This window comes from Selenomonadales bacterium 4137-cl (genome assembly GCA_032334055.1).
GTDB lineage: Bacteria > Bacillota > Negativicutes > Sporomusales > UBA7701 > Anaeroselena > Anaeroselena agilis.
On record JAUOZS010000001.1, the window covers coordinates 430,161 to 448,180 of the forward strand.

The 18,020-nt window shown below is 55.3% G+C and carries 24 protein-coding genes; 21 read left to right on the forward strand and 3 right to left on the reverse strand.

All coding sequences use genetic code 11. The annotated features are described in order from the left end of the window. The first annotated feature begins 304 nt into the window (after window positions 1-304). The 4 genes from Q4T40_02115 to Q4T40_02130 all read left to right on the forward strand — a co-directional run bounded on the left by Q4T40_02115 (window position 305) and on the right by Q4T40_02130 (window position 3,495). A complete protein-coding gene (locus Q4T40_02115) occupies window positions 305-1,723 on the forward strand; it encodes a histidine kinase N-terminal domain-containing protein (protein MDT8900030.1) in 1,419 nt (472 codons plus the stop codon). A gap of 1 nt (window position 1,724) precedes the next feature. Then, a complete protein-coding gene (locus tag Q4T40_02120; GenBank protein ID MDT8900031.1) occupies window positions 1,725-2,303 on the forward strand; it encodes a response regulator in 579 nt (192 codons plus the stop codon). Between the two features lie 107 nt (window positions 2,304-2,410). After that, a complete protein-coding gene (locus tag Q4T40_02125) occupies window positions 2,411-2,899 on the forward strand; it encodes an acyltransferase (protein MDT8900032.1) in 489 nt (162 codons plus the stop codon). Beyond that, window positions 2,896-3,495 carry a DUF1405 domain-containing protein gene (locus Q4T40_02130; GenBank protein ID MDT8900033.1) on the forward strand — a complete coding sequence of 200 codons (600 nt, stop codon included), beginning with the start codon at window positions 2,896-2,898 and terminating at the stop codon, window positions 3,493-3,495. The genes Q4T40_02125 and Q4T40_02130 overlap by 4 nt, the downstream gene beginning before the upstream one ends. 38 nt (window positions 3,496-3,533) lie before the next feature. On the opposite strand, the gene Q4T40_02135 is transcribed toward Q4T40_02130, so the two are convergent. Further along, a complete protein-coding gene (locus Q4T40_02135) occupies window positions 3,534-3,857 on the reverse strand; it encodes a helix-turn-helix domain-containing protein (GenBank protein MDT8900034.1) in 324 nt (107 codons plus the stop codon). A 150-nt stretch (window positions 3,858-4,007) separates the two neighbouring features. On the opposite strand from Q4T40_02135, the gene Q4T40_02140 reads away from it, so the two are divergent. The 3 genes from Q4T40_02140 to groL all read left to right on the forward strand — a co-directional run bounded on the left by Q4T40_02140 (window position 4,008) and on the right by groL (window position 6,824). Next, complete coding sequence (locus Q4T40_02140; GenBank protein MDT8900035.1) at window positions 4,008-4,562, forward strand: flavodoxin family protein; 555 nt, start codon at window positions 4,008-4,010, stop codon at window positions 4,560-4,562. 325 nt (window positions 4,563-4,887) lie between these two features. After that, window positions 4,888-5,172 carry a co-chaperone GroES gene (gene groES / locus Q4T40_02145; GenBank protein MDT8900036.1) on the forward strand — a complete coding sequence of 95 codons (285 nt, stop codon included), beginning with the start codon at window positions 4,888-4,890 and terminating at the stop codon, window positions 5,170-5,172. Between the two features lie 20 nt (window positions 5,173-5,192). Beyond that, window positions 5,193-6,824 carry a chaperonin GroEL gene (gene groL / locus Q4T40_02150; GenBank protein ID MDT8900037.1) on the forward strand — a complete coding sequence of 544 codons (1,632 nt, stop codon included), beginning with the start codon at window positions 5,193-5,195 and terminating at the stop codon, window positions 6,822-6,824. An 88-nt stretch (window positions 6,825-6,912) separates the two neighbouring features. Here the strand turns inward: groL and Q4T40_02155 are convergent, their stop codons facing one another. Further along, window positions 6,913-8,076, reverse strand: a complete 1,164-nt coding sequence (locus tag Q4T40_02155) for a tyrosine-type recombinase/integrase (GenBank protein MDT8900038.1) — start codon at window positions 8,074-8,076, stop codon at window positions 6,913-6,915. A 20-nt stretch (window positions 8,077-8,096) separates the two neighbouring features. Next, the gene (locus Q4T40_02160; protein MDT8900039.1) at window positions 8,097-9,188 is read right to left on the reverse strand and encodes a S24 family peptidase; all 1,092 of its coding nucleotides are present in this window, start codon (window positions 9,186-9,188) and stop codon (window positions 8,097-8,099) included. Between the two features lie 177 nt (window positions 9,189-9,365). On the opposite strand from Q4T40_02160, the gene Q4T40_02165 reads away from it, so the two are divergent. The 14 genes from Q4T40_02165 (at window position 9,366) to dcm (ending at window position 18,008) form a co-directional block, all read left to right on the forward strand. Then, a complete protein-coding gene (locus Q4T40_02165) occupies window positions 9,366-9,611 on the forward strand; it encodes a hypothetical protein (GenBank protein MDT8900040.1) in 246 nt (81 codons plus the stop codon). Next, window positions 9,608-9,883 carry a helix-turn-helix domain-containing protein gene (locus Q4T40_02170; protein ID MDT8900041.1) on the forward strand — a complete coding sequence of 92 codons (276 nt, stop codon included), beginning with the start codon at window positions 9,608-9,610 and terminating at the stop codon, window positions 9,881-9,883. Before Q4T40_02165 ends, Q4T40_02170 begins: the two co-directional genes overlap by 4 nt. Window positions 9,884-9,980: 97 nt before the next feature. Continuing rightward, window positions 9,981-10,643 carry a hypothetical protein gene (locus Q4T40_02175; GenBank protein MDT8900042.1) on the forward strand — a complete coding sequence of 221 codons (663 nt, stop codon included), beginning with the start codon at window positions 9,981-9,983 and terminating at the stop codon, window positions 10,641-10,643. Between the two features lie 221 nt (window positions 10,644-10,864). Then, complete coding sequence (locus Q4T40_02180; protein ID MDT8900043.1) at window positions 10,865-11,293, forward strand: hypothetical protein; 429 nt, start codon at window positions 10,865-10,867, stop codon at window positions 11,291-11,293. Window positions 11,294-11,306: 13 nt separating this feature from the next. Continuing rightward, a complete protein-coding gene (locus Q4T40_02185) occupies window positions 11,307-11,810 on the forward strand; it encodes a hypothetical protein (GenBank protein MDT8900044.1) in 504 nt (167 codons plus the stop codon). Next, window positions 11,807-12,988 (forward strand): DUF2800 domain-containing protein, encoded by a 1,182-nt coding sequence (locus Q4T40_02190; protein MDT8900045.1) that lies wholly within the window; start codon window positions 11,807-11,809, stop codon window positions 12,986-12,988. Before Q4T40_02185 ends, Q4T40_02190 begins: the two co-directional genes overlap by 4 nt. Further along, window positions 12,985-13,461 carry a DUF5664 domain-containing protein gene (locus tag Q4T40_02195; protein MDT8900046.1) on the forward strand — a complete coding sequence of 159 codons (477 nt, stop codon included), beginning with the start codon at window positions 12,985-12,987 and terminating at the stop codon, window positions 13,459-13,461. The genes Q4T40_02190 and Q4T40_02195 overlap by 4 nt, the downstream gene beginning before the upstream one ends. Further along, the gene (locus Q4T40_02200; protein MDT8900047.1) at window positions 13,461-14,021 is read left to right on the forward strand and encodes a DUF2815 family protein; all 561 of its coding nucleotides are present in this window, start codon (window positions 13,461-13,463) and stop codon (window positions 14,019-14,021) included. The genes Q4T40_02195 and Q4T40_02200 overlap by 1 nt, the downstream gene beginning before the upstream one ends. 69 nt (window positions 14,022-14,090) lie before the next feature. Further along, window positions 14,091-16,088 (forward strand): DNA polymerase, encoded by a 1,998-nt coding sequence (locus tag Q4T40_02205; protein MDT8900048.1) that lies wholly within the window; start codon window positions 14,091-14,093, stop codon window positions 16,086-16,088. 1 nt (window position 16,089) lies between these two features. Then, the gene (locus tag Q4T40_02210; GenBank protein MDT8900049.1) at window positions 16,090-16,533 is read left to right on the forward strand and encodes a hypothetical protein; all 444 of its coding nucleotides are present in this window, start codon (window positions 16,090-16,092) and stop codon (window positions 16,531-16,533) included. A gap of 13 nt (window positions 16,534-16,546) precedes the next feature. Then, window positions 16,547-16,675: a hypothetical protein gene (locus Q4T40_02215; GenBank protein ID MDT8900050.1), complete on the forward strand. Its 129-nt coding sequence runs from the start codon at window positions 16,547-16,549 to the stop codon at window positions 16,673-16,675. Window positions 16,676-16,689: 14 nt separating this feature from the next. After that, a complete protein-coding gene (gene nrdD, locus Q4T40_02220) occupies window positions 16,690-17,181 on the forward strand; it encodes an anaerobic ribonucleoside-triphosphate reductase (GenBank protein ID MDT8900051.1) in 492 nt (163 codons plus the stop codon). Between the two features lie 3 nt (window positions 17,182-17,184). Next, window positions 17,185-17,508 carry a DUF4406 domain-containing protein gene (locus Q4T40_02225; GenBank protein MDT8900052.1) on the forward strand — a complete coding sequence of 108 codons (324 nt, stop codon included), beginning with the start codon at window positions 17,185-17,187 and terminating at the stop codon, window positions 17,506-17,508. Next, on the forward strand, window positions 17,505-18,008 hold the full coding sequence (gene dcm / locus Q4T40_02230; protein ID MDT8900053.1) for a DNA (cytosine-5-)-methyltransferase: 504 nt from the start codon (window positions 17,505-17,507) through the stop codon (window positions 18,006-18,008). Before Q4T40_02225 ends, dcm begins: the two co-directional genes overlap by 4 nt. Window positions 18,009-18,020 lie beyond the last annotated feature (12 nt).

Below are 18,020 nucleotides of genomic sequence, written 5' to 3' on the forward strand. Positions count from 1 at the left end.
AAATGACGAAGAACAACCCTGTAGCCTGTGGATAACCCTGTGAATTGTGTTGATAACACCGGGATGACTCGACGGTCACGGGGATAATGCCGGAAAAAATGGCGAGCCATATTCGTAAATGTCCGATTATGTCGGTGAGAATGTCGATTATTCACCATCGGCAGCGGATTTCGCCGGCCTGCCTAGCCCCATTAATACGTACGGCCGGCTTTGTAATGCCGGCCGATAATTTGCCGCCGCGAAACAGGAATTTCCCCGTTCGAGGTGGAATACTATCAAACTTAATACTCCGTAGGAGGTTCCCATGGGCATAGTAGGCGATGTCTGCAGGAAAACAACCGCCCTGACCGCGGAACAAATCGAGGCTCTCGAAGTCATGGCCGACGCCCTGCAGATCGCCGCCGATCTCGCTCACGCCCAGGTAACCGTATACGCCAGAGCCTCAGAGTCCTCCCTCCTCGTCATAATCGCCCAGGCCAAGCCGCACACCAGCTTTATCCAATACAGGCCAAACCTCCTCGGCACGACGGTCAGCGCCACCGAAGAACCCCTGATATGGCGGACCATCACCAGCGGTGAACACATCAGCGGCGAACGGGAGTGGGCGCTGGGCATGGAAGTCCTCGCCATGCAGACCTTCCCGGTCCGCGACGCCGCCGGCCAGACCGTTGCCACCGTCAGTTTCGAATTCGGCGTCGAAGACGACGCTGCCGGCGACCACGGCATCCTCATCGAAACAGCCTATCAATTCCTGACCTCGGCGCGCGTAGCCGCCGGCACGGTCTACCGTCCGCTTTCGGCCCGCGAAGGCATCATCATCCTCGATGACCGGGGGCGGGTAGTCTACGCCAACACCGCCGCCGCCAGCATCTACCGTCTCTTCGGCGTAGGGCGCATCGTCGGCCGCCGCGTCTACGACCGCAACGTCAACCTCCGCCTCGCTCTCAAAGCCGCCAGCACCCGCCAGCCGCAGGAGAACGAACTGGAAATCGGCAACATCGTCCTGGCCCAGCGGGCCATCCCCATCGTCCGCGGCGGCCAGACAATAAGCACCATCATGATCGTTGCCGACATCACCGAGGTCAAGAAAAAAGAAAAAGAACTTCTCATAAAATCGGCGGTTATCCAGGAAATCCATCACCGCGTAAAAAACAACCTCCAGACCATCGCCAGCCTACTAAGGCTCCAGGCGCGCCGCACCCCCTCAGCTGAAGTCAAGGCCGCCCTGCGCGAAAGCGTCAACCGTATCCTCAGCATCTCGGTCGTGCATGAATTCCTCTCCCAGCAGGACGCCGAATTCATCGACGTATCCGAAGTCGCCAAAAACATCCTCGACCTGGTCATTGAGAACATGCTCGAACCCGACTTCAACGTCCAGACAGTCTTCAACGGCCGGCGGATGATCCTGCCGTCCGACCAGGCGATAAGCCTCGCCCTGGCGATCAACGAACTCATCCAGAACTCCATCGAACACGGCTTCGTCGGCCGGCGCGAAGGAGTCATCGGCGTCGAAATCGCCGCCCTGAAAGACTCCTACCAGATCGACATCTGGGACAACGGCATCGGTCTGCCGCCCGATTTCGGCCGCAAAGAAACCAACAGCCTCGGCCTGCAGATCATCAGGACCCTCGTCGAAAACGACCTTGGCGGTACGTTCCAACTGCAGTCGCGGAACGGGACCAGGGCAAGCATAATCGTACCGTGCAGCACGGAGGGAGGATAACATGCAACCCTTACGCATCGTCATCGCCGACAACGAATCGATAATCCGCATGGATCTCAAGGAACTGCTCGAAGAAGCGGGCCACACCGTCGTCGGCGAAGCGTCCGACGGCGTCAAGGCGATCGAACTGACCCGCAGACACCGCCCCGACCTTGTCGTCATGGACATCAAAATGCCTGAAATGGATGGCATCACCGCCGCCAAAATCATCTCCAACGAAAAAATCGCTCCTGTGCTGCTCCTTACCGCTTTCAGCCAGAAGGAAATCGTCGAAAAAGCCAAAGACTCCGGCGTTCTGGCCTACCTCGTCAAGCCGGTCAAAGAAGCCAACCTCTTCCCGGCCATCGAAATCGCCCTGTCGCGGTTCCAGGAATTCGCCGACCTCGAACGGGAACTGGAAGAAGTCAAAAACTCGCTCGAGACCCGCAAAATCCTCGACCGGGCCAAGGGCATCCTCATGGACGCCTACAGCCTCAGCGAAAGCGAAGCATACCGCCGCATCCAGCAGTACAGCATGTCCAAACGCAAGTCGATCCGCGAGGTCGCCGAAGCGATCGTCGAAGCCGCCACCAAGAAATAACAAGAAATAATAAGATATACTTTATTGCAGCTCTTGCGTGAAAGACGCAATCGCGAGCGGCGATTTATCTTCCGCGCCGTGGACAGGCATCTAGAAGGAGAACATTTATGGCGAAACGTCGGTACGAAGTTCACCCCGTCTCCGGCAAAAACTCGCTGCGCTTCTGGCCCGACGCGGTCAGTCCCCTCAGGGTAATCTGGAACTTCACCATCATCTCCCTAGGCCGGATATCGCCTTCCTTCCACATCAAGAACTTCCTCTACCGCCTGTTGGGGGTAAAGATCGGCCAAAACGCCTCCGTAGGCCTCATGGTCATGCTGGACATCTTCTTCCCCGAAACGATCGAAATCGGCGACAATGTCATCATCGGCTACAATACCACCCTGCTCGGCCACGAATTCCTCAAAGACGAATGGCGCAAAGGCAAAATCGTCATCGAAAAAGACGTCGTCATCGGCGCCAACTGCACCGTGCTGCCCGGCGTCATCATCGGCGAAGGCGCGGTCGTCTCGGCCATGACGCTCGTCAACCGCGACATCCCGCCCCGCTCCTTCTACGGCGGCGTGCCAGCGCGGGACCTGAGGGCGGAAAAATGACAGCCCTCTTCTACCGACAATGGTTCTTGCTATCCCTCGTCGCCGTCAACGCCGCCGGCACCGTCTGGGGCGTCTTCTGGTACTGGGAGCAGCTCCTTGCCACACCGTGGTACTTCCTGCCCTTCGTGCCCGACTCCCCCGGGCATGCCGCCCTGTTCGGCCTCTTCATCTGGTGGCTGGCGTCCGGGCGGGCGGAACGCCTCGGCCCGGGGCGGACCTTCATCGCCTGGGCGGGCGTGCTCGGCGTAATCAAATACGGCCTCTGGACGACCGTCGTCATCAGCCAGTATCTCCTTGCCCAGGGCAGCCAGCCCGGCGTAGAGGACTGGCTGCTCTACCTCAGCCACGGCGGCATGGCGGTCCAGGGACTCGTCTACATGGGGCGGCTGCCGAAGGCGGCGATGCCGGCCGCCCTAACCATCCTGTGGATGTCGGTCAACGACTTCTTCGACTACATCCTCTTCACCCATCCCCGCCTGCCGCTGCCCGACCAATTCGCCGCCGCCGCGTGGACCAACATCCTGCTGACACTGCTGATTAGTTTGCTGGCGATATGGCTTTTCCGGCGCAAAACGACACAACCGGCCAGGGAATAAATCCCCGGTCGGTTGTTTTTTTTACCGGACCTGGCCGGCTAATCGGCCAGTTGCCGGCACAAGCCTTTGCCCCATTCGCCCATGGCGTTCAGGACCGGCATGAAGCTGCGGCCAAGATCGGTCAGGGAGTATTCCACCTTGGGCGGAACCTCCTTATAGACCTCCCGGTGGACAAGGCCGTCCTTCTCCAGTTCGCGGAGCTGCTGGGTCAGGATGCCCTGGGATATATTGGGCAACAGCTTCTGCATCTCGCTGAACCGCTGGGTTTTCTGGCTCAGGTGCCAGAGGATGATCAGCTTCCATTTGCCGGCGATGAGGTTTTGCACAAAAGTTATCGGGCAAATCTCCGCATGGTAAGGAATCTTTGCCTTATTCGGAATAACCACCGAGCCTCGTCCCTCCACAAAAGTATTATTATTAGTAGTATATCATAAAATTATGCGTACTTGCTATTTCCTGGGTGAAGATATATTATCCTCTTAGATTCTTTTAGTGGAAAGGATGAACATTGGATGAAAAAACTGGTAGCCCTTATGGGCAGCCCGCGCAAACAAGGCAACACGGCCACGCTGGTGGGGGAAATCATCCGCGGCGCGCAGGCGTCCGGGGCAGAGGCCGAAATCTTTAACCTGAACGAAATGAAAATCACGCCCTGTCAGAGTTGCTTCCACTGCCGGGCCAACGAAGAATGTGCGGTCAAGGACGACATGGAAAAGGTATATTCCGCCGTCAAGGCGGCCGACGCCGTGGTTATCGGGTCGCCGGTATACATGTTCCAGGTCAACGCTCAGACCAAGCTGCTGTTCGACCGGCTGTTCCCGATGATGGATGCCAAATTTCAACCGCGCCACGGCGTCAAGAAGACGCTCGTGGTACTCGCCCAGGGCAATCCTGACCCCGGCGCCTTCAAGGCCTCCTGGGACGCTAACGCCCAAGTCCTCAAAGTCATGGGCCTGGAGGTGACCGACACCCTCATCGCGGCCGGAGCCAACGACCCGAAAGCGGCCGGAGCCGATGCCGCCCTGATGGCCAAAGCCTTTCAGGCCGGACAGGAGCTTGTAAAGTAAACCAGATAAGCCCTATAAGCTGAAGCGGCAGGCGGTAACCTGCCGCTTCAGCTTTATCCCGTTCATATTCCGGCCGGTCCCGGCCGGGAAAATTACCCCGCCCGATGGCCCCGAGCGTGCATAAAAAACCACGCGGAGCAGAAAATACCAGGGATGTCCTGCCTGCATGCAAATTTTTTGTTAAAAAAGCCGAATTTACCCGCTGATGCTCTTGATTTTCCGCCGCGAATTATATATCATAATTTATGGAATTAGCACTCGCTCGCGGTGAGTGCTAACAAGAAGAATACATACTGATACAAATACAAAAGGAGGGTTTTTCCACATGATCAAGCCGTTAGGCGACAGGGTAGTCATCAAAGTTCTCGAAAAAGAAGAGAAGACCAAAAGCGGCATCGTCCTTCCCGACACCGCCAAAGAGAAGCCTCAAGAGGGCAAAATCGTGGCCGTAGGCACCGGCAAGGTGCTCGAAAACGGCCAGCGCGTGGCGCTCGACGTCAAGGAAGGCGACAAAGTCATCTTCTCCAAGTACGCCGGCACCGAAGTTAAAATCGACGGCCAGGAGTATCTCATCCTCAGCGAACGCGACGTTCTGGCGATTGTTGAGTAATATAAGGGGGTAAAAAAGAAATGGCGAAGCAAATTGTATTTGACGAAGAAGCCCGCCGCGCTCTTGAAAAGGGCGTCAACGCGCTGGCCAACACCGTTAAAGTGACCCTTGGCCCCAAAGGCCGCAACGTAGTGCTTGACAAGAAATTCGGCGCCCCGACCATCACCAATGACGGCGTCACCATCGCCCGCGAAATCGAACTTGAAGACCCGTTCGAAAACATGGGCGCCCAGCTCGTCAAAGAAGTCGCCACCAAGACCAACGACGTCGCCGGCGACGGCACCACCACCGCCACCCTGCTGGCCCAGGCCATGATCCGCGAAGGCATGCGCAACGTCGCCGCCGGCGCCAACCCGATGATCCTCAAGAAAGGCATCGAAAAAGCCGTCGCCGCCGTTGTCGAGGAAATCAAGAAGAGCGCCAAGAAAGTCGAGACCAAGGACGCCATCGCCCAGGTCGCTTCCATCTCGGCCGCTGACGAAGAAATCGGCAAACTGATCGCCGAAGCCATGGAAAAGGTCGGCAAAGACGGCGTCATCACCGTCGAGGAATCCAAAACCACCGGCACCGACCTCGAAGTCGTCGAAGGCATGCAGTTCGACCGCGGCTACATCTCGCCCTACATGATCACCGATACCGACAAAATGGAAGCCGTACTGAACGACCCCTACATCCTCATCACCGACCGCAAGATCGGCGCCATCGCCGACCTGCTGCCCGTCCTCGAAAAAGTCGTTCAGCAGGGCAAGGAACTGCTCATCATCGCTGAAGACGTCGAAGGCGAAGCCCTCGCCACCCTCGTCGTCAACAAACTGCGCGGCACCTTCCGGGCCGTCGCCGTCAAGGCTCCCGGCTTCGGCGACCGCCGCAAGGCCATGCTCGAAGATATCGCCACCCTCACCGGCGGCACCGTCATCACCGAAGAACTCGGCCGCAAGCTCGACAGCGTCCAGGTTGCCGACCTCGGCCGCGCCCGCCAGGTCCGCGTCGCCAAGGAAGAAACCACCGTTGTCGACGGCGCCGGCGCTGCTGACGCCATCAAGGCCCGCGTCGCCCAGATCAAGGCCCAGATCGAAGAATCCACCTCCGACTTCGACAAGGAAAAACTCCAGGAGCGTCTGGCCAAACTGGCTGGCGGCGTAGCCGTCATCCGTGTCGGCGCCGCCACCGAAGTCGAACTCAAAGAGAAGAAGCACCGTATCGAGGACGCTCTCAACGCCACCCGCGCCGCGGTTGAGGAAGGCATCGTCCCTGGCGGCGGCACCGCCTTCATCGACGTCCTGCCCGTGTTCGACAAACTCTCCGGCAGCGGCGACGAAATGACCGGCGTGGCCATCGTCAAGCGCGCCGTCGAAGAACCGGTCCGCCAGATCGCCAACAACGCCGGCCACGAAGGCTCGGTCGTCGTTGAGAACGTCAAGAAAGCCGGCCAGGGCAAAGGCTTCAACGCCCTCACCGAGCAATACGTTGATATGATCGCCGCCGGCATCGTCGACCCGGCCAAAGTTACCCGCTCCGCCCTGCAGAACGCCGCCTCGATCGCGGCCATGGTCCTGACCACCGAATCGCTCGTCGCCGACAAGCCGGAAAAAGAACCCCCGATGCCCCCCGGCGGCATGGGCGGCATGGGCGGCATGGGCGGCATGATGTAAAGAGAGCCGAGAACCCTTGATTTACTTGGGTTCCCGACTCCGGAAAGTGCCGATGTTAACATTTTGTTAACGGAATTCGCGAAAAAAATTAGAGGCTGTTCATGAGTTCATCGAACTTATGAGCAGCCTCTTTTTTCATGTCCTTGGTAACGTGCAGGTAAACTCTTTTGGTAGTATCGTCATCGGTATGCCCCAGGCGTTCCATAATTTCCTCAAGACCCACACCCGCCTCCGCCAGCAAGGATGTATGTGTATGTCTTAGTGAGTGAGGAGTAAGCTCCTGGTTTAAACCAGCTATTTTAAGCAACCGGGCCATGCGAGCTTCAATAAGCTTAAGGTATATTGGATACCCGGGATGCTTGTCGACACAAAAAACAAAATTCTCATTATGCCAAATATCTCTATTGCGCATTTTATACTTGTTTTGCCTAGCTTGATGCTTTTCTAATTCTTTTATTACATGTTGTGAAACAATGATAACGCGTTTAGATGATTTAGTCTTAGGTGGTTGCAATTCGTATAGTTTTATGTTGTTGTTCGGATTGTAGTATGTTTTCGCAATTTTTATTGTATGGTCTTCAAAATTGATATCTGACCATTTTAAGGCGCAAAGCTCACCGCCCCTAATGCCTGTATAAGCCAGCACTGTAAAAATGGCGTAATCGTCTTTTAAGCCTGCATCATGAGCCATTCGCAAAAATGTGGCAAGGTCTTCTTTTTCCAGGTACTTTGGAAGCTCATCCTCTTTTTCTATATCTTCTAAAGTTTCTACCTTGCGAGGCGGCCTGGCATATTCTGTCGGGTCTTTTTTTATTATATCCAGTTCAACTGCTTTTTTGAAAAGCATCCGAGCTGTCCCATGAATGCCAGCGATGGTATTTTCGGCAAATCCACGTTTTGGTAAATCGAGTAAGGCATCTTGGTATTGTTTTTTTGTAATGTCTTTTATTTTTATATTATCGAAATAATAGAGCAGGTTATTCACCTCGTGCTGGCGTACGCGAGTGGAGCTTTTTTTGACTTGGGATGAATACAGATTGAGCCATACCTTGGAAAAATCCCTGAAAGTAACGTCTTTCTCCTGAACGAATGTTCCTTGTGATAATTCGGTTGTTAGTTGAGCTGCGGCTTCTTCGGCTTCCTTTTTTGTTCGGAACCCCCCGCATCCCTTCTGTTTTCGCTTTCCGTCTTTGTCAAGCCCAACATCAATCATAAAGGACCAGGTCTTTCCGCGTTTGTAGAAACTAGCCACGATTACACCTCCGAATAATTCTATTTTTTCTTGGTAAGGTTTAATGCCATGGTAACATGCATTTCTATCATGTTTTGAATAGCTTCTGGCGTTACGCCAAGTTCTGTTGCAGACATAATCGTTTTTGTCCAACGATCATTAACTTCAGACTTTGCAGTGAGCATGAATTCGTAATCAAATAAGGATGGCGGGGATTCGCGGATAAGACCAACCATAACTCCAATTATTTGATAGTCCCCATTTAATTCAATATCTTCATATTCTGGATTGGCCGAGCGCAGCAATACTTGGCCATCTTTTTTTATGAAGTATCTTAGATTGATATTCGTAATTTCGTTAAGGTAACGAATCGCAACAACTTCTCCGTTATAAGGCTCTAGGCATTCACGAAACAAGATCATGTCACCATCAAGAATGCCGGCGTAGAGCATGTTATATCCGGCGGCCCTTGCAGCGAAGTCTGCTTTAATACCTTCAGGGTGCTGTGTTTGTTCTTCCCAATTGGCTTCGTCCAATAGTGGAACATCAGGCCGAACCTTACCGAGAACGGGTATTGTGGTATCGTCATTATCTCTGTGTTCTAAGAGAGAGGCTTGTTTATCCTTAACGCGGTTTAGCATCGCAAGAAAGTCGATTTTAGAGTCAATATCTAGATCGAGCTCATTCAATATCTTTCTAATTCCACCAGGAGTATAAGCGAAAGATACTTCATGCTTTTGGCGAAAGTTGCGGGATTCCACTTCGATCAAGTCTATGACTTCCCGGGAAAATTCGTCAGAATACTTTCCGCGTTTGGAGATGGTAATTATTGCGTTTTCTATTGCATTGGTTAGTCGACTATGGTCATCGAAGAAATCCGCTACAAGTTCTTTTTTTTCTTCGGACATCCCATTAAAGTAGCCAGCATTGATCATTAATTCTGCATAGCTCACCCGCAAATACTTTGACAGTGCCATTAAGGTGTTGGGTAAGGGCTTTTGTATATCAGCCTCAATGCGGGATAAAGTGGTTTGAGACACACCTGATGCAACCGATAATTCTTTTTGGGTTTTATACCCAGCTTTAATCCTGAGATCCTTAAAGAGTTGTCCCACGCTGAGTTTGTTTTCCAATAATCGTCACCTCTTTACCTTAGTCAAGCCTATTATAGCCCAACGATTGCGTGCGCGCAATTATTTTTTCAAAAATAGAACAGACGTATTGCGACACCGACTTATTTGCGCTATATTTAAATGCGCCGACGCATTTCGATAATGCGGAGGCGCATATTTAAGAAAGGATTGGAGCTAGTGACAAAAAAAGTAATTCGACTAAAAGTGAAAGAGTTGATGAAAGCACAGATTGATGCGAACATTTCCACTGACAGCGACCTTGCCAAATTAATTGGTGTTTCGGTAACACAAATTTGGCGTGTAAAGCTACCTATAACCGATACACGTTACAATGCGCCAGGATGTCAATTTATTGCCGGGGTAATCGGGACATTTCAGGGAAGGTTCGAGGATTTCTTTTATATCGATGAGGTGACGATATGAGTTCAAAAGCTATAATGCAAAGCATTACAACAGAAGAACTCCCCGATATCCTCACGGCTAAGCATATCAGTGAACATCTTCATATTTCAAAGCGACGGGTGTATGAATTACTTCAAATATCGCCTTCTATAGGCGGAATAAAAAGCTTTACTTTTGGACGGTCAGTTCGCGCTCGGAAAGATGATTATTTGAAATGGTTGGATGTCCTTAACGGCAACTGTCAAGTAATCCCGACGAGCTTCAATTCTGTGACCAAAAGTAATCATAAATAAAAGTGACAAAACCCAAGGCTAGGACGGAAGAGAAAAGCAACCTGGCAACGGCCCCAGACTGAAAAGCCTTATTATATAAAATCGAAAGGAGCCGAAAATGGCAAAACGTTATCAAGTGAAACTGATCGGCGAAACGCCGCTGTTGATGCACAAGGACAACATTTCCTTTGGTGAAAAGGTTCGGGCTTGGTCGAAGGACCCCAACAATAAAAATATCAGCGTAGCCGGTGACGACCGGACTCCGGCCTGGACTTGGCTCGGCTACTGTTACCACGATACCAAACAGCTCACGGTCGATGCCGACAATCTGATGTCGGTTCTGAGGGACGGAGGCAAAAAATGTCCGGCTCCGACCGGCAAAGGCACCATGAAGGCGCTCACACAGTCCGGCATCATGGTGAACGAGATCGGCTGGCCGCTGCTAGTGAACGGGGCACCGATCGCCTGGAAAGACTTCGCGGTGCTGGAGGACGAGCTGGACTTCTCGGTTCATGAACAGTTCGCTCTTGATCGGAGTTTCGAGCTGTTCGTCAAGCGGGCGAAAATCGGAGCTGCCAAGCACGTCCGCGTGCGCCCGCGTTTCGATCAATGGGAAGCCAACGGTAGCTTAACTGTCCTGGACCCTCAAATTACTAAGCCTGTTCTTGAAATGGTTCTGAAGTTTGCCGGCGTCTATTGCGGCTTTGGCGACTGGCGGCCGTCGTCCCAACAATCTCCGGGACAATTCGGTCGATTCAGCGTCCAAGTCACCGAGGTCTGAGGCTAGGCTGGGCGAGGCCGGGCAAGGTCAGGCGCGGTTTGGCAAGGCAAGGATTATGGCGGGGCGAGGAGGGGCACGGCATGGCTAGGCGAGGCAAGGCGTGGACTAAGGCATGGCGTGGTGAGGCGGGGCACGGCTAGGCACGGCGCGGCGAGGACCGAGGCGAGGCACGTAGGGCGGAAGCCTGAGCGTGGTAATTGAGAACGAAAGGAGGACATTCTGTGGCAAAGACATTTTTCCGTGGGGTCCCGACCGAAGTCGATATTAAACGGTTAGACGACGCTTTCGGGGTTCCTGCTGAAGACGCACTCATTGATTATGAGTCGATCGAAGAAGCACTCCAGCTGTCAAAAGAAAGCAGCCGTTTCGAGACGGTCACTCGTGCCTGGCGCGACAAGTTAGAACGTGAGTACAACCTTCTCCTGGTCAGCGTTCGTGGGCAAGGGATAAAGGTGGCCACTCCGGATGCGCGGGTTACTATTGCTAGTAAAAAAATGAAACAGGGGCGTCGGGCAATCCAGCGCGGCGCCAGTATCGCTGTAAAAACGGACGCGAGTCGATTGAGCGATGGCAAGGCACGCGAGCTGCGCCAGTTTTTGATCGATGTTCCGATGCGGCTCCGGCTCCAAGAATCTTTAGCAATGAAATAGGGAGAGAACAACTTTGGCAAAAATCACCGTACACATTGAGGCCGACAGTCCATCCGATTACTACGCCACGCTCCAGGAGCTGATTGGTGGCGCAGACGCCGTGGTCATGCAAATCAAGCAAGAAGAATTAGCCGCTGCGCTTGAGCCGGAAAAAGCCAAGAAAACAACAACCACCGAAACGCCAGCAACAGCACCGGAACCGAAACCCAAGAAAACGGCGGAGAACAAGGCACCGGAACCGACCGTTGCAACGCCGACGGCTGATCTCGATCCGGCACCGGCTCCCGATCCCACTCCCGCTACTAAGGAAAAGAAAATCACCCATGAGGACCTTCGGGACGCCATGCAGCCGCTGAAACGTGAAATTTCGCTCCAACTGGTGGCGGAGTTCAGCGGCAAGACGCCCGAGGAAAAGCCCAAACTCAGCGACGTTCCGGCTGAGAAGCACGCAGAGCTGCTCGCCGAAGCAAGGCGTCTTGCCCAGTTGCCCGAAAACGTGAAGCAGGCGATAGCATGAGTGAACACGCCCTGCTCTCGGCCTCCAGTGCCAAACGCTGGATAAATTGCCCGCCGAGCGCCAGAATCGAAAGCACGATGCCCGAACAGCAGAGCCTTTTCGCCACCGAGGGCAGCTTCGCCCATGATGTCGCGCACATGTTGCTGGCCGAGTATCTGGGTCGCGTTGACCCTATCGGCCTGGCGGAATGGCAGTACCAGCTGCGCTCCGATTCACTCTGGGCGGAGGATTTGCTGGATTATGTCCGGATATATGTGGACCTGGTTATTGAAAAAATCAACGCCGCCAGGGCCGTGTCCCGCGACGCGGTGATTCTCCTGGAGCAAAAACTGGACTATTCCCTTTGGGCGCCTGGTGGCTTCGGAACCGGCGACGCCGTGATTTACGCGGATGGTTACTGTGAGGTCATTGATTTGAAGTACGGGAAAGGCGTTTCGGTCAGCGCGGAGGAGAATCCGCAGCTGCGGCTCTACGGCCTGGGTGCCCTCAATCGTCCGGACGCCCATCTCTACAGCATTGAAAACGTGACCATGACCATCGTGCAGCCGCGCCTGGACAGCATCACCAGCGAAACCATAAGCGCCGACGATCTGCTCATCTGGGCACAGGATGAGGTAAGGCCCAAGGCCCTCCTTGCCTGGGAAGGTAAAGGCGAATACTGCGCCGGTGAATGGTGCCGGTTTTGTAAAATCAAGCACACCTGCCGGACCCGCGCCGCCGATGCCCTGGCCCTGGAAGCCTACGGCCGCACTAAACCCCAGCTGCTAACGGTTACTGAAATTGCCGACATTCTGGGAAAGGCCGAGCTACTTATCTCCTGGGCGTCCGACATCAAGAGTTGGGCGCTCGAACAGGCCGAGCGACACCACGTTACTTATCCTGGCTGGAAGTTGGTCGAAGGCCGCAGCAACAGGGCTTACGTCGACCGGGCACAGGTGGCCACGCGGCTGCTGGACGCGGGCTTTAAGTCCGAAATGATCCACAAGGACCCGGAACTGCTGGGCATTACCGAAATGGAGCGGCTGCTCGGAAAGAAACAGTTTGCGGAACTGCTGGAAGGTCTAATCATAAAGCCGGCCGGCAAACCAACTCTGGCACCCGATTCCGACCGGCGGCCTGCGATCAACTCCCTGGAAGCGGCTATCGCCGACTTCGCCGACCAGGAGGCAAACCTTTGAAACTGATTACACAAACCACCACATGGGTTCCCGGCGTCGGGCCTGACGCGCCCACCGTGGTAAACGGGAAGGGCGCCAAACAGTCCAAGTGCCTTTATAAGTTCACCGATTTCGACCCGCGCCATGTTCTCCGGGTGGCCGCCGTGTCCGCCAAGGGCTTCACCAAATACGGACCGAGGAACTACCTAGGAATCCCGACCCTGGAGCATATCGACCACGCTCTCACACACATTAATGCGTTCCTGGCCGGTGATCCGCAAGAGGACCACCTGGCCCACGCCATCTGCAGACTTTACTTCGCCATGGCGACGAAAGAGTTAGACGCCGATCAGGCGCCGGCCGCCGAGGGCTGCGCTCACATGACCGAATCCTGCCCGGCGGTCTGTAAATCCGATTCAGACGATCCCTGTCCGGTTCCCTGGACCCGCGCAATGATCGAAGCAATAAACACAAAAAGGGAGTTTTTGAAATAATGGCTGTAAAACCGCAACCCACCAAACTGGTCACCGGCAAGGTCCGCCTCTCTTATGCCTTCTTGACCGCTCCGAAGAAAAACGACGCCGGGGAAGATGTCTGGAGCTGCCAGGTGCTGATCCCCAAGAGCGATACCGCCACCATCGAGAAGTACAAAGCCTGTATCGCCGCCGTCAAGGCCAGTCCGGCTGCCGTCGGCAAGTGGGGCGGGAAGGTGCCCGGCGAGCTGAAGCTGCCGCTGCGCGATGGCGATGCCAGCGCCGACGAATTCCCGGAAAGAAAGGGTTGCTGGTTCTTCAATGCTAACGCCTACGAGGCGCCTAAACTCGTAGACGCTAACCTCCAGCCCATCATGGACGCCTCTGAAATCTACAGCGGCATTTATGGCCGCGTCAGCGTGAACTTCTTCGCCTTCAACAATTCGGGAAATAAGGGGATCGGCGTCGGCCTGAACTCAGTTCAGAAGCTCAAAGACGGCGAACCGCTCGGCGGCGTCCGCAGCAAACCGGAGGAAGACTTCGGCGACGGCTTCGAAGACGACGACGATTTCCTGGACTAAGCATAGAAAAGGAAATAGGCTGATGTGCTACCACACATCGGCCTTTTTCTTTGGTTAGGAGTGTACCCATTGAGGGATGTCCTCAGCATCGACATTGAGACTTTTTCTCCGGTTGATCTCCAGAAGTCCGGCGTTTATCCCTACGCCGAACACCCGGATTTCGCCATTCTCCTGTTCGGCTACGCTTTTAATTCAGAACCCATCCAGGTCGTGGACCTGGCCAGCGGCGAGCAACTGCCCGACGAGGTGTACGACGCCCTTGTGGACAGCCGGGTACTGAAAGCGGCATACAACGCGGCGTTCGAGCGGGTTTGCCTCTCGCGCTTCGTGAGGCCGTGGGCGCTCTCTGAGGGCGAATTCCTGCGGCCTGAGCAGTGGGCCTGCACGATGGTCCAGGCGCTGACGTTGGGGCTGCCCGGCAACCTGGCGGGCGTGGCAAAGGTACTTTTCGATGGGCAGCAGGACAAGCAAAAAATGACCGAGGGTAAGGCCCTGATCCGGTATTTCTGCACACCATGCAAACCTACCCTCTCGAACGGCGGCCGGACCCGGAACCTCCCGCAGCACGCGCCGGCCAAGTGGGCGACCTTTAAGACCTACTGCGGCCAGGACGTTGAGGTTGAGCGGTCGGTCCGGAAAAAGATTAACCGCTATCAGCTGGTGGAAACCGAACGCCGGCTGTGGGTTCTGGACCAGCAAATCAACGACCGGGGCATCCGGATCGATCTTTCGCTGGTCCACCAGGCGATCCGCTGCGACGAGGAAGACAAGGCCCGCGCCATGGATGAGGCGATTCGCCTCACCGGCCTGGAGAATCCCGGCAGCGTCGCGCAGCTCAAAGAGTGGCTGTTCGCGGAAACCTCCGAGACGGTTCAATCGCTGAACAAGAAAACGGTTCCGGCGTTGTTGAAGGTCACCGACAACGAGAAGGTTCGGAGAGTCCTGGAGCTGCGTCAGGAGCTATCGAAAACCTCTGTAAAAAAGTACACCGCTATGGAAAACGCGGTATGTAAGGATTCCAGGGTCCGGGGGCTGCTCCAGTATTACGGTGCCAACCGCACCGGGCGCTGGGCGGGCCGGTTGGTCCAGGTGCAAAACCTCCCCCAGAACAAGTACAAAGACCTGGACCTGGCCAGGCGCCTGCTCCGCGAGGGCGACTTCGAGCTGCTCGACATGCTTTTCAGCGGGGTACAGAACCCTCTGTCGCAGCTGATCCGGACGGCGTTCATCCCCCTGATTGGCGGCTACTTCATCGTCGCGGACTTTAGCGCAATCGAGGCCCGCGTCATCGCCTGGCTCGCCAGCGAAGGGTGGCGGCTGGAGGTGTTCAGATCCCACGGTAAAATCTACGAAGCGTCCGCCTCGGCCATGTTCCACGTCCCGATCGAAAGCATTACGAAAGCATCCCCGCTCCGCCAGAAGGGGAAGGTGGCCGAGTTGGCCTTGGGCTACCAAGGTGGCCCGAAAGCCCTCATCGCCATGGGCGCCCTGGATATGGGGTTGACCGAGGATGAGCTGCCCGGGCTGGTGACGGCCTGGCGGGAGGCCAACCCCAACATTGTGCAGCTCTGGCGCGACGCCGAGCGGGCGGCCGTGAAGGCGGTCCGGGAAAAAACCACCGTCAAGCTGAAGATGGGCGTTTCCTACACCTACGAGCGCGGGATGCTCTTCGCCAATCTTCCGAGCGGACGCCGGCTGGCCTACGTTCGGCCGAGGATGGAGCAGCACCCGACGCTGGAAAAGCAATCCTTGACCTACGAGGGCATGGACCAAACCACAAAGCAATGGCGCAAAATCCCCACCTATGGCGGGAAGCTGGTCGAGAATCTGGCCCAGGCGATCGCCCGGGATTGCCTGGCGGCGGCACTCATGCGGCTCAACGAGAACGGCTACTCCACCGTGATGCACGTCCATGATGAGGCGGTCATTGAGATGGCCGGCGCCGGCGCCATGGAGGCCGAGATGGAGAAAGCCTGCACACTCATGGGGTTGCCGATCTCCTGGGCGCCGGGGCTACCGCTCCGGGCCGACGGGTACGTCTGCCAGTATTACAAAAAGGATGATTGATGTGACAAGCCTGCAAAAGCTGTTTTCCTTATGGAACCGGATTGTGAGCCGCGAATCCCAGACTTTCAACCGTTCGGATATCACGATCGGCAGCGAGCTGATCCGGGAGCTTCGTCTGGAGGCGCTCCGCCAAAAAGAACAGCGGGAGAAAGGCACCGAGCTGAAAGCGGCCACCAAATTCCTAAACAACACACTTTTCCAGCAGATGGTCGCCATCGGCCGGGAGTATCAAGAGGTCCATTATGCCTATCTCGATCTGCACGATTCCTGGGATAAACCGCTTTCAAAGGATGAGAATGCTTGCGTTAAAGCATTGGCCGAGGAACTGGTCGATCTGCAGACGGTGTGTCAAACGATGTTAGTCATGCTCGGGGTGGACATCGACCAAGTCCGGCATGACGTAATAGAGAAAAACGCCCGGCGTGGCTACTACGACCGCAGTTAAAGAGGAGGAACCCATGTACACCAGCGAACGCAGCCGGCTACTCTCCATGCTTGCCGATCTCGAAGACGCGCCCGATTCTGAAAAAATGCAACTGCTCATCGAGCTGCTCCGCGAGCTGATCATGAGCGGCCGTTGGGATTAAAGGAGGGGGCCTTTATGAAGTTCTTTATTTGCCCGGAATCACAACAGACAGTTTTTCCGTCAAAGTGCCAGCGTGATTGCGAAAAGACCGGCTGGTGCGAGGAATACATGAAAGTAGCGCGAACCGGGTCCTATTCCATGGACCGGCTGCAGCCGAAAGGGGTTAAAACCCGGACGACCAGGGATTACAATGGTATCCCGGTCAAGTGCCCGGAGGGCCTTACTGAAGAAGAATTCCAGACCATCTGCGCCGAGGAAGTCGAGCTGTGGAAGGCCCGGCAGCGGGCGATCAGCACGATCGAGATTAGCGTCGACGGCGACGAGCTAGTTGTCTTCACCCGCGAGAAAAGCCCAATCAAGCGGTTACGCCGGATAACGGGCTATCTCAGCGACTTGACCGCTTTCAACGATGCCAAGCAGGCCGAAGAGGCTGTCCGATATAAGCATGTTCAACCCGCGCGGGACCATTCGGTCGACGATCCCGCCGATAAGCTTAGGGAGGCTTAAACTTTGAAACATGTTTACATTACTCACCCGCTGCGGGGCGAAAACTGGCGAGAAAACATAGAAAAAGCGAGTCGACATTGCCGCAAATATGTAATGGAGGACAAGGATATTCTCCCGGTGTCGCCGCTGCACGCGCTCGCTTTTCTCGACCCGAACACCTACGACCCCGAACACGGTATGCAGTTGTGCCTGGCGCTACTCGAAATGTGCGATGAGGTCTGGGTTCACGGCGAGTGGGAGAATTCCGAGGGCTGGCAGCGTGAAATAAAACACGCCTGGGGTAAAGACATCAAGGTCCGCTGGATCACCGATGAGGTGTCGGCATGAACGCTCTAAGCCTATTCACAGGGGTAGGGGGACTAGACCTTGCGGCTGAAGCCGTCGGCATGAAGATCGTCGCCTGCTGCGAGATAGAACCTTATCCTGTAGAGGTTCTGAAACTACGATTCCCAGGGGTGAAAATTTACAATGATGTACGAAAACTCTCCGCAGAACAGCTCCGAAACGACGGAATCCCTGGCATCGACATCGTCATCGGCGGGTTCCCTTGCCAGGACTTGTCCTGCGCTGGAAGACAAGCGGGCCTCGAAGGCGAAAGGTCAGGACTCTGGTTTGAAATGCTTCGAATCGTGCGGGAGGTGCGGCCTAGCTGGGTCCTTGCAGAAAACGTGCGTAACGCAGTTAATCTTGCGCTCGACACCTGCCGGGTGGGCCTGGAAGCCGAAGGCTACGAAGTCCGGTCTTTCGTCCTACCTGCATCTAGTGTCGGAGCGCCCCACAAAAGAGAGCGATTGTTCATCGTGGCCCACACCCAAAGGGTCGCCTAGTGGCCCGGATTA

Excerpts from the sequence above, each read along its gene's own strand:
- Q4T40_02175 (MDT8900042.1), top strand. The coding sequence starts at position 9,981 with ATGGCAAAACGTTATCAAGTGAAACTGATCGGCGAAACGCCGCTGTTG.
- groL (MDT8900037.1), top strand. The coding sequence starts at position 5,193 with ATGGCGAAGCAAATTGTATTTGACGAAGAAGCCCGCCGCGCTCTTGAA.
- Q4T40_02215 (MDT8900050.1), top strand. The coding sequence starts at position 16,547 with ATGTACACCAGCGAACGCAGCCGGCTACTCTCCATGCTTGCCGATCTC.
- Q4T40_02170 (MDT8900041.1), top strand. The coding sequence starts at position 9,608 with ATGAGTTCAAAAGCTATAATGCAAAGCATTACAACAGAAGAACTCCCC.
- Q4T40_02120 (MDT8900031.1), top strand. The coding sequence starts at position 1,725 with ATGCAACCCTTACGCATCGTCATCGCCGACAACGAATCGATAATCCGC.
- Q4T40_02140 (MDT8900035.1), top strand. The coding sequence starts at position 4,008 with ATGAAAAAACTGGTAGCCCTTATGGGCAGCCCGCGCAAACAAGGCAAC.
- Q4T40_02190 (MDT8900045.1), top strand. The coding sequence starts at position 11,807 with ATGAGTGAACACGCCCTGCTCTCGGCCTCCAGTGCCAAACGCTGGATA.
- nrdD (MDT8900051.1), top strand. The coding sequence starts at position 16,690 with ATGAAGTTCTTTATTTGCCCGGAATCACAACAGACAGTTTTTCCGTCA.
- Q4T40_02115 (MDT8900030.1), top strand. The coding sequence starts at position 305 with ATGGGCATAGTAGGCGATGTCTGCAGGAAAACAACCGCCCTGACCGCG.
- groES (MDT8900036.1), top strand. The coding sequence starts at position 4,888 with ATGATCAAGCCGTTAGGCGACAGGGTAGTCATCAAAGTTCTCGAAAAA.
- dcm (MDT8900053.1), top strand. The coding sequence starts at position 17,505 with ATGAACGCTCTAAGCCTATTCACAGGGGTAGGGGGACTAGACCTTGCG.
- Q4T40_02200 (MDT8900047.1), top strand. The coding sequence starts at position 13,461 with ATGGCTGTAAAACCGCAACCCACCAAACTGGTCACCGGCAAGGTCCGC.
- Q4T40_02125 (MDT8900032.1), top strand. The coding sequence starts at position 2,411 with ATGGCGAAACGTCGGTACGAAGTTCACCCCGTCTCCGGCAAAAACTCG.
- Q4T40_02130 (MDT8900033.1), top strand. The coding sequence starts at position 2,896 with ATGACAGCCCTCTTCTACCGACAATGGTTCTTGCTATCCCTCGTCGCC.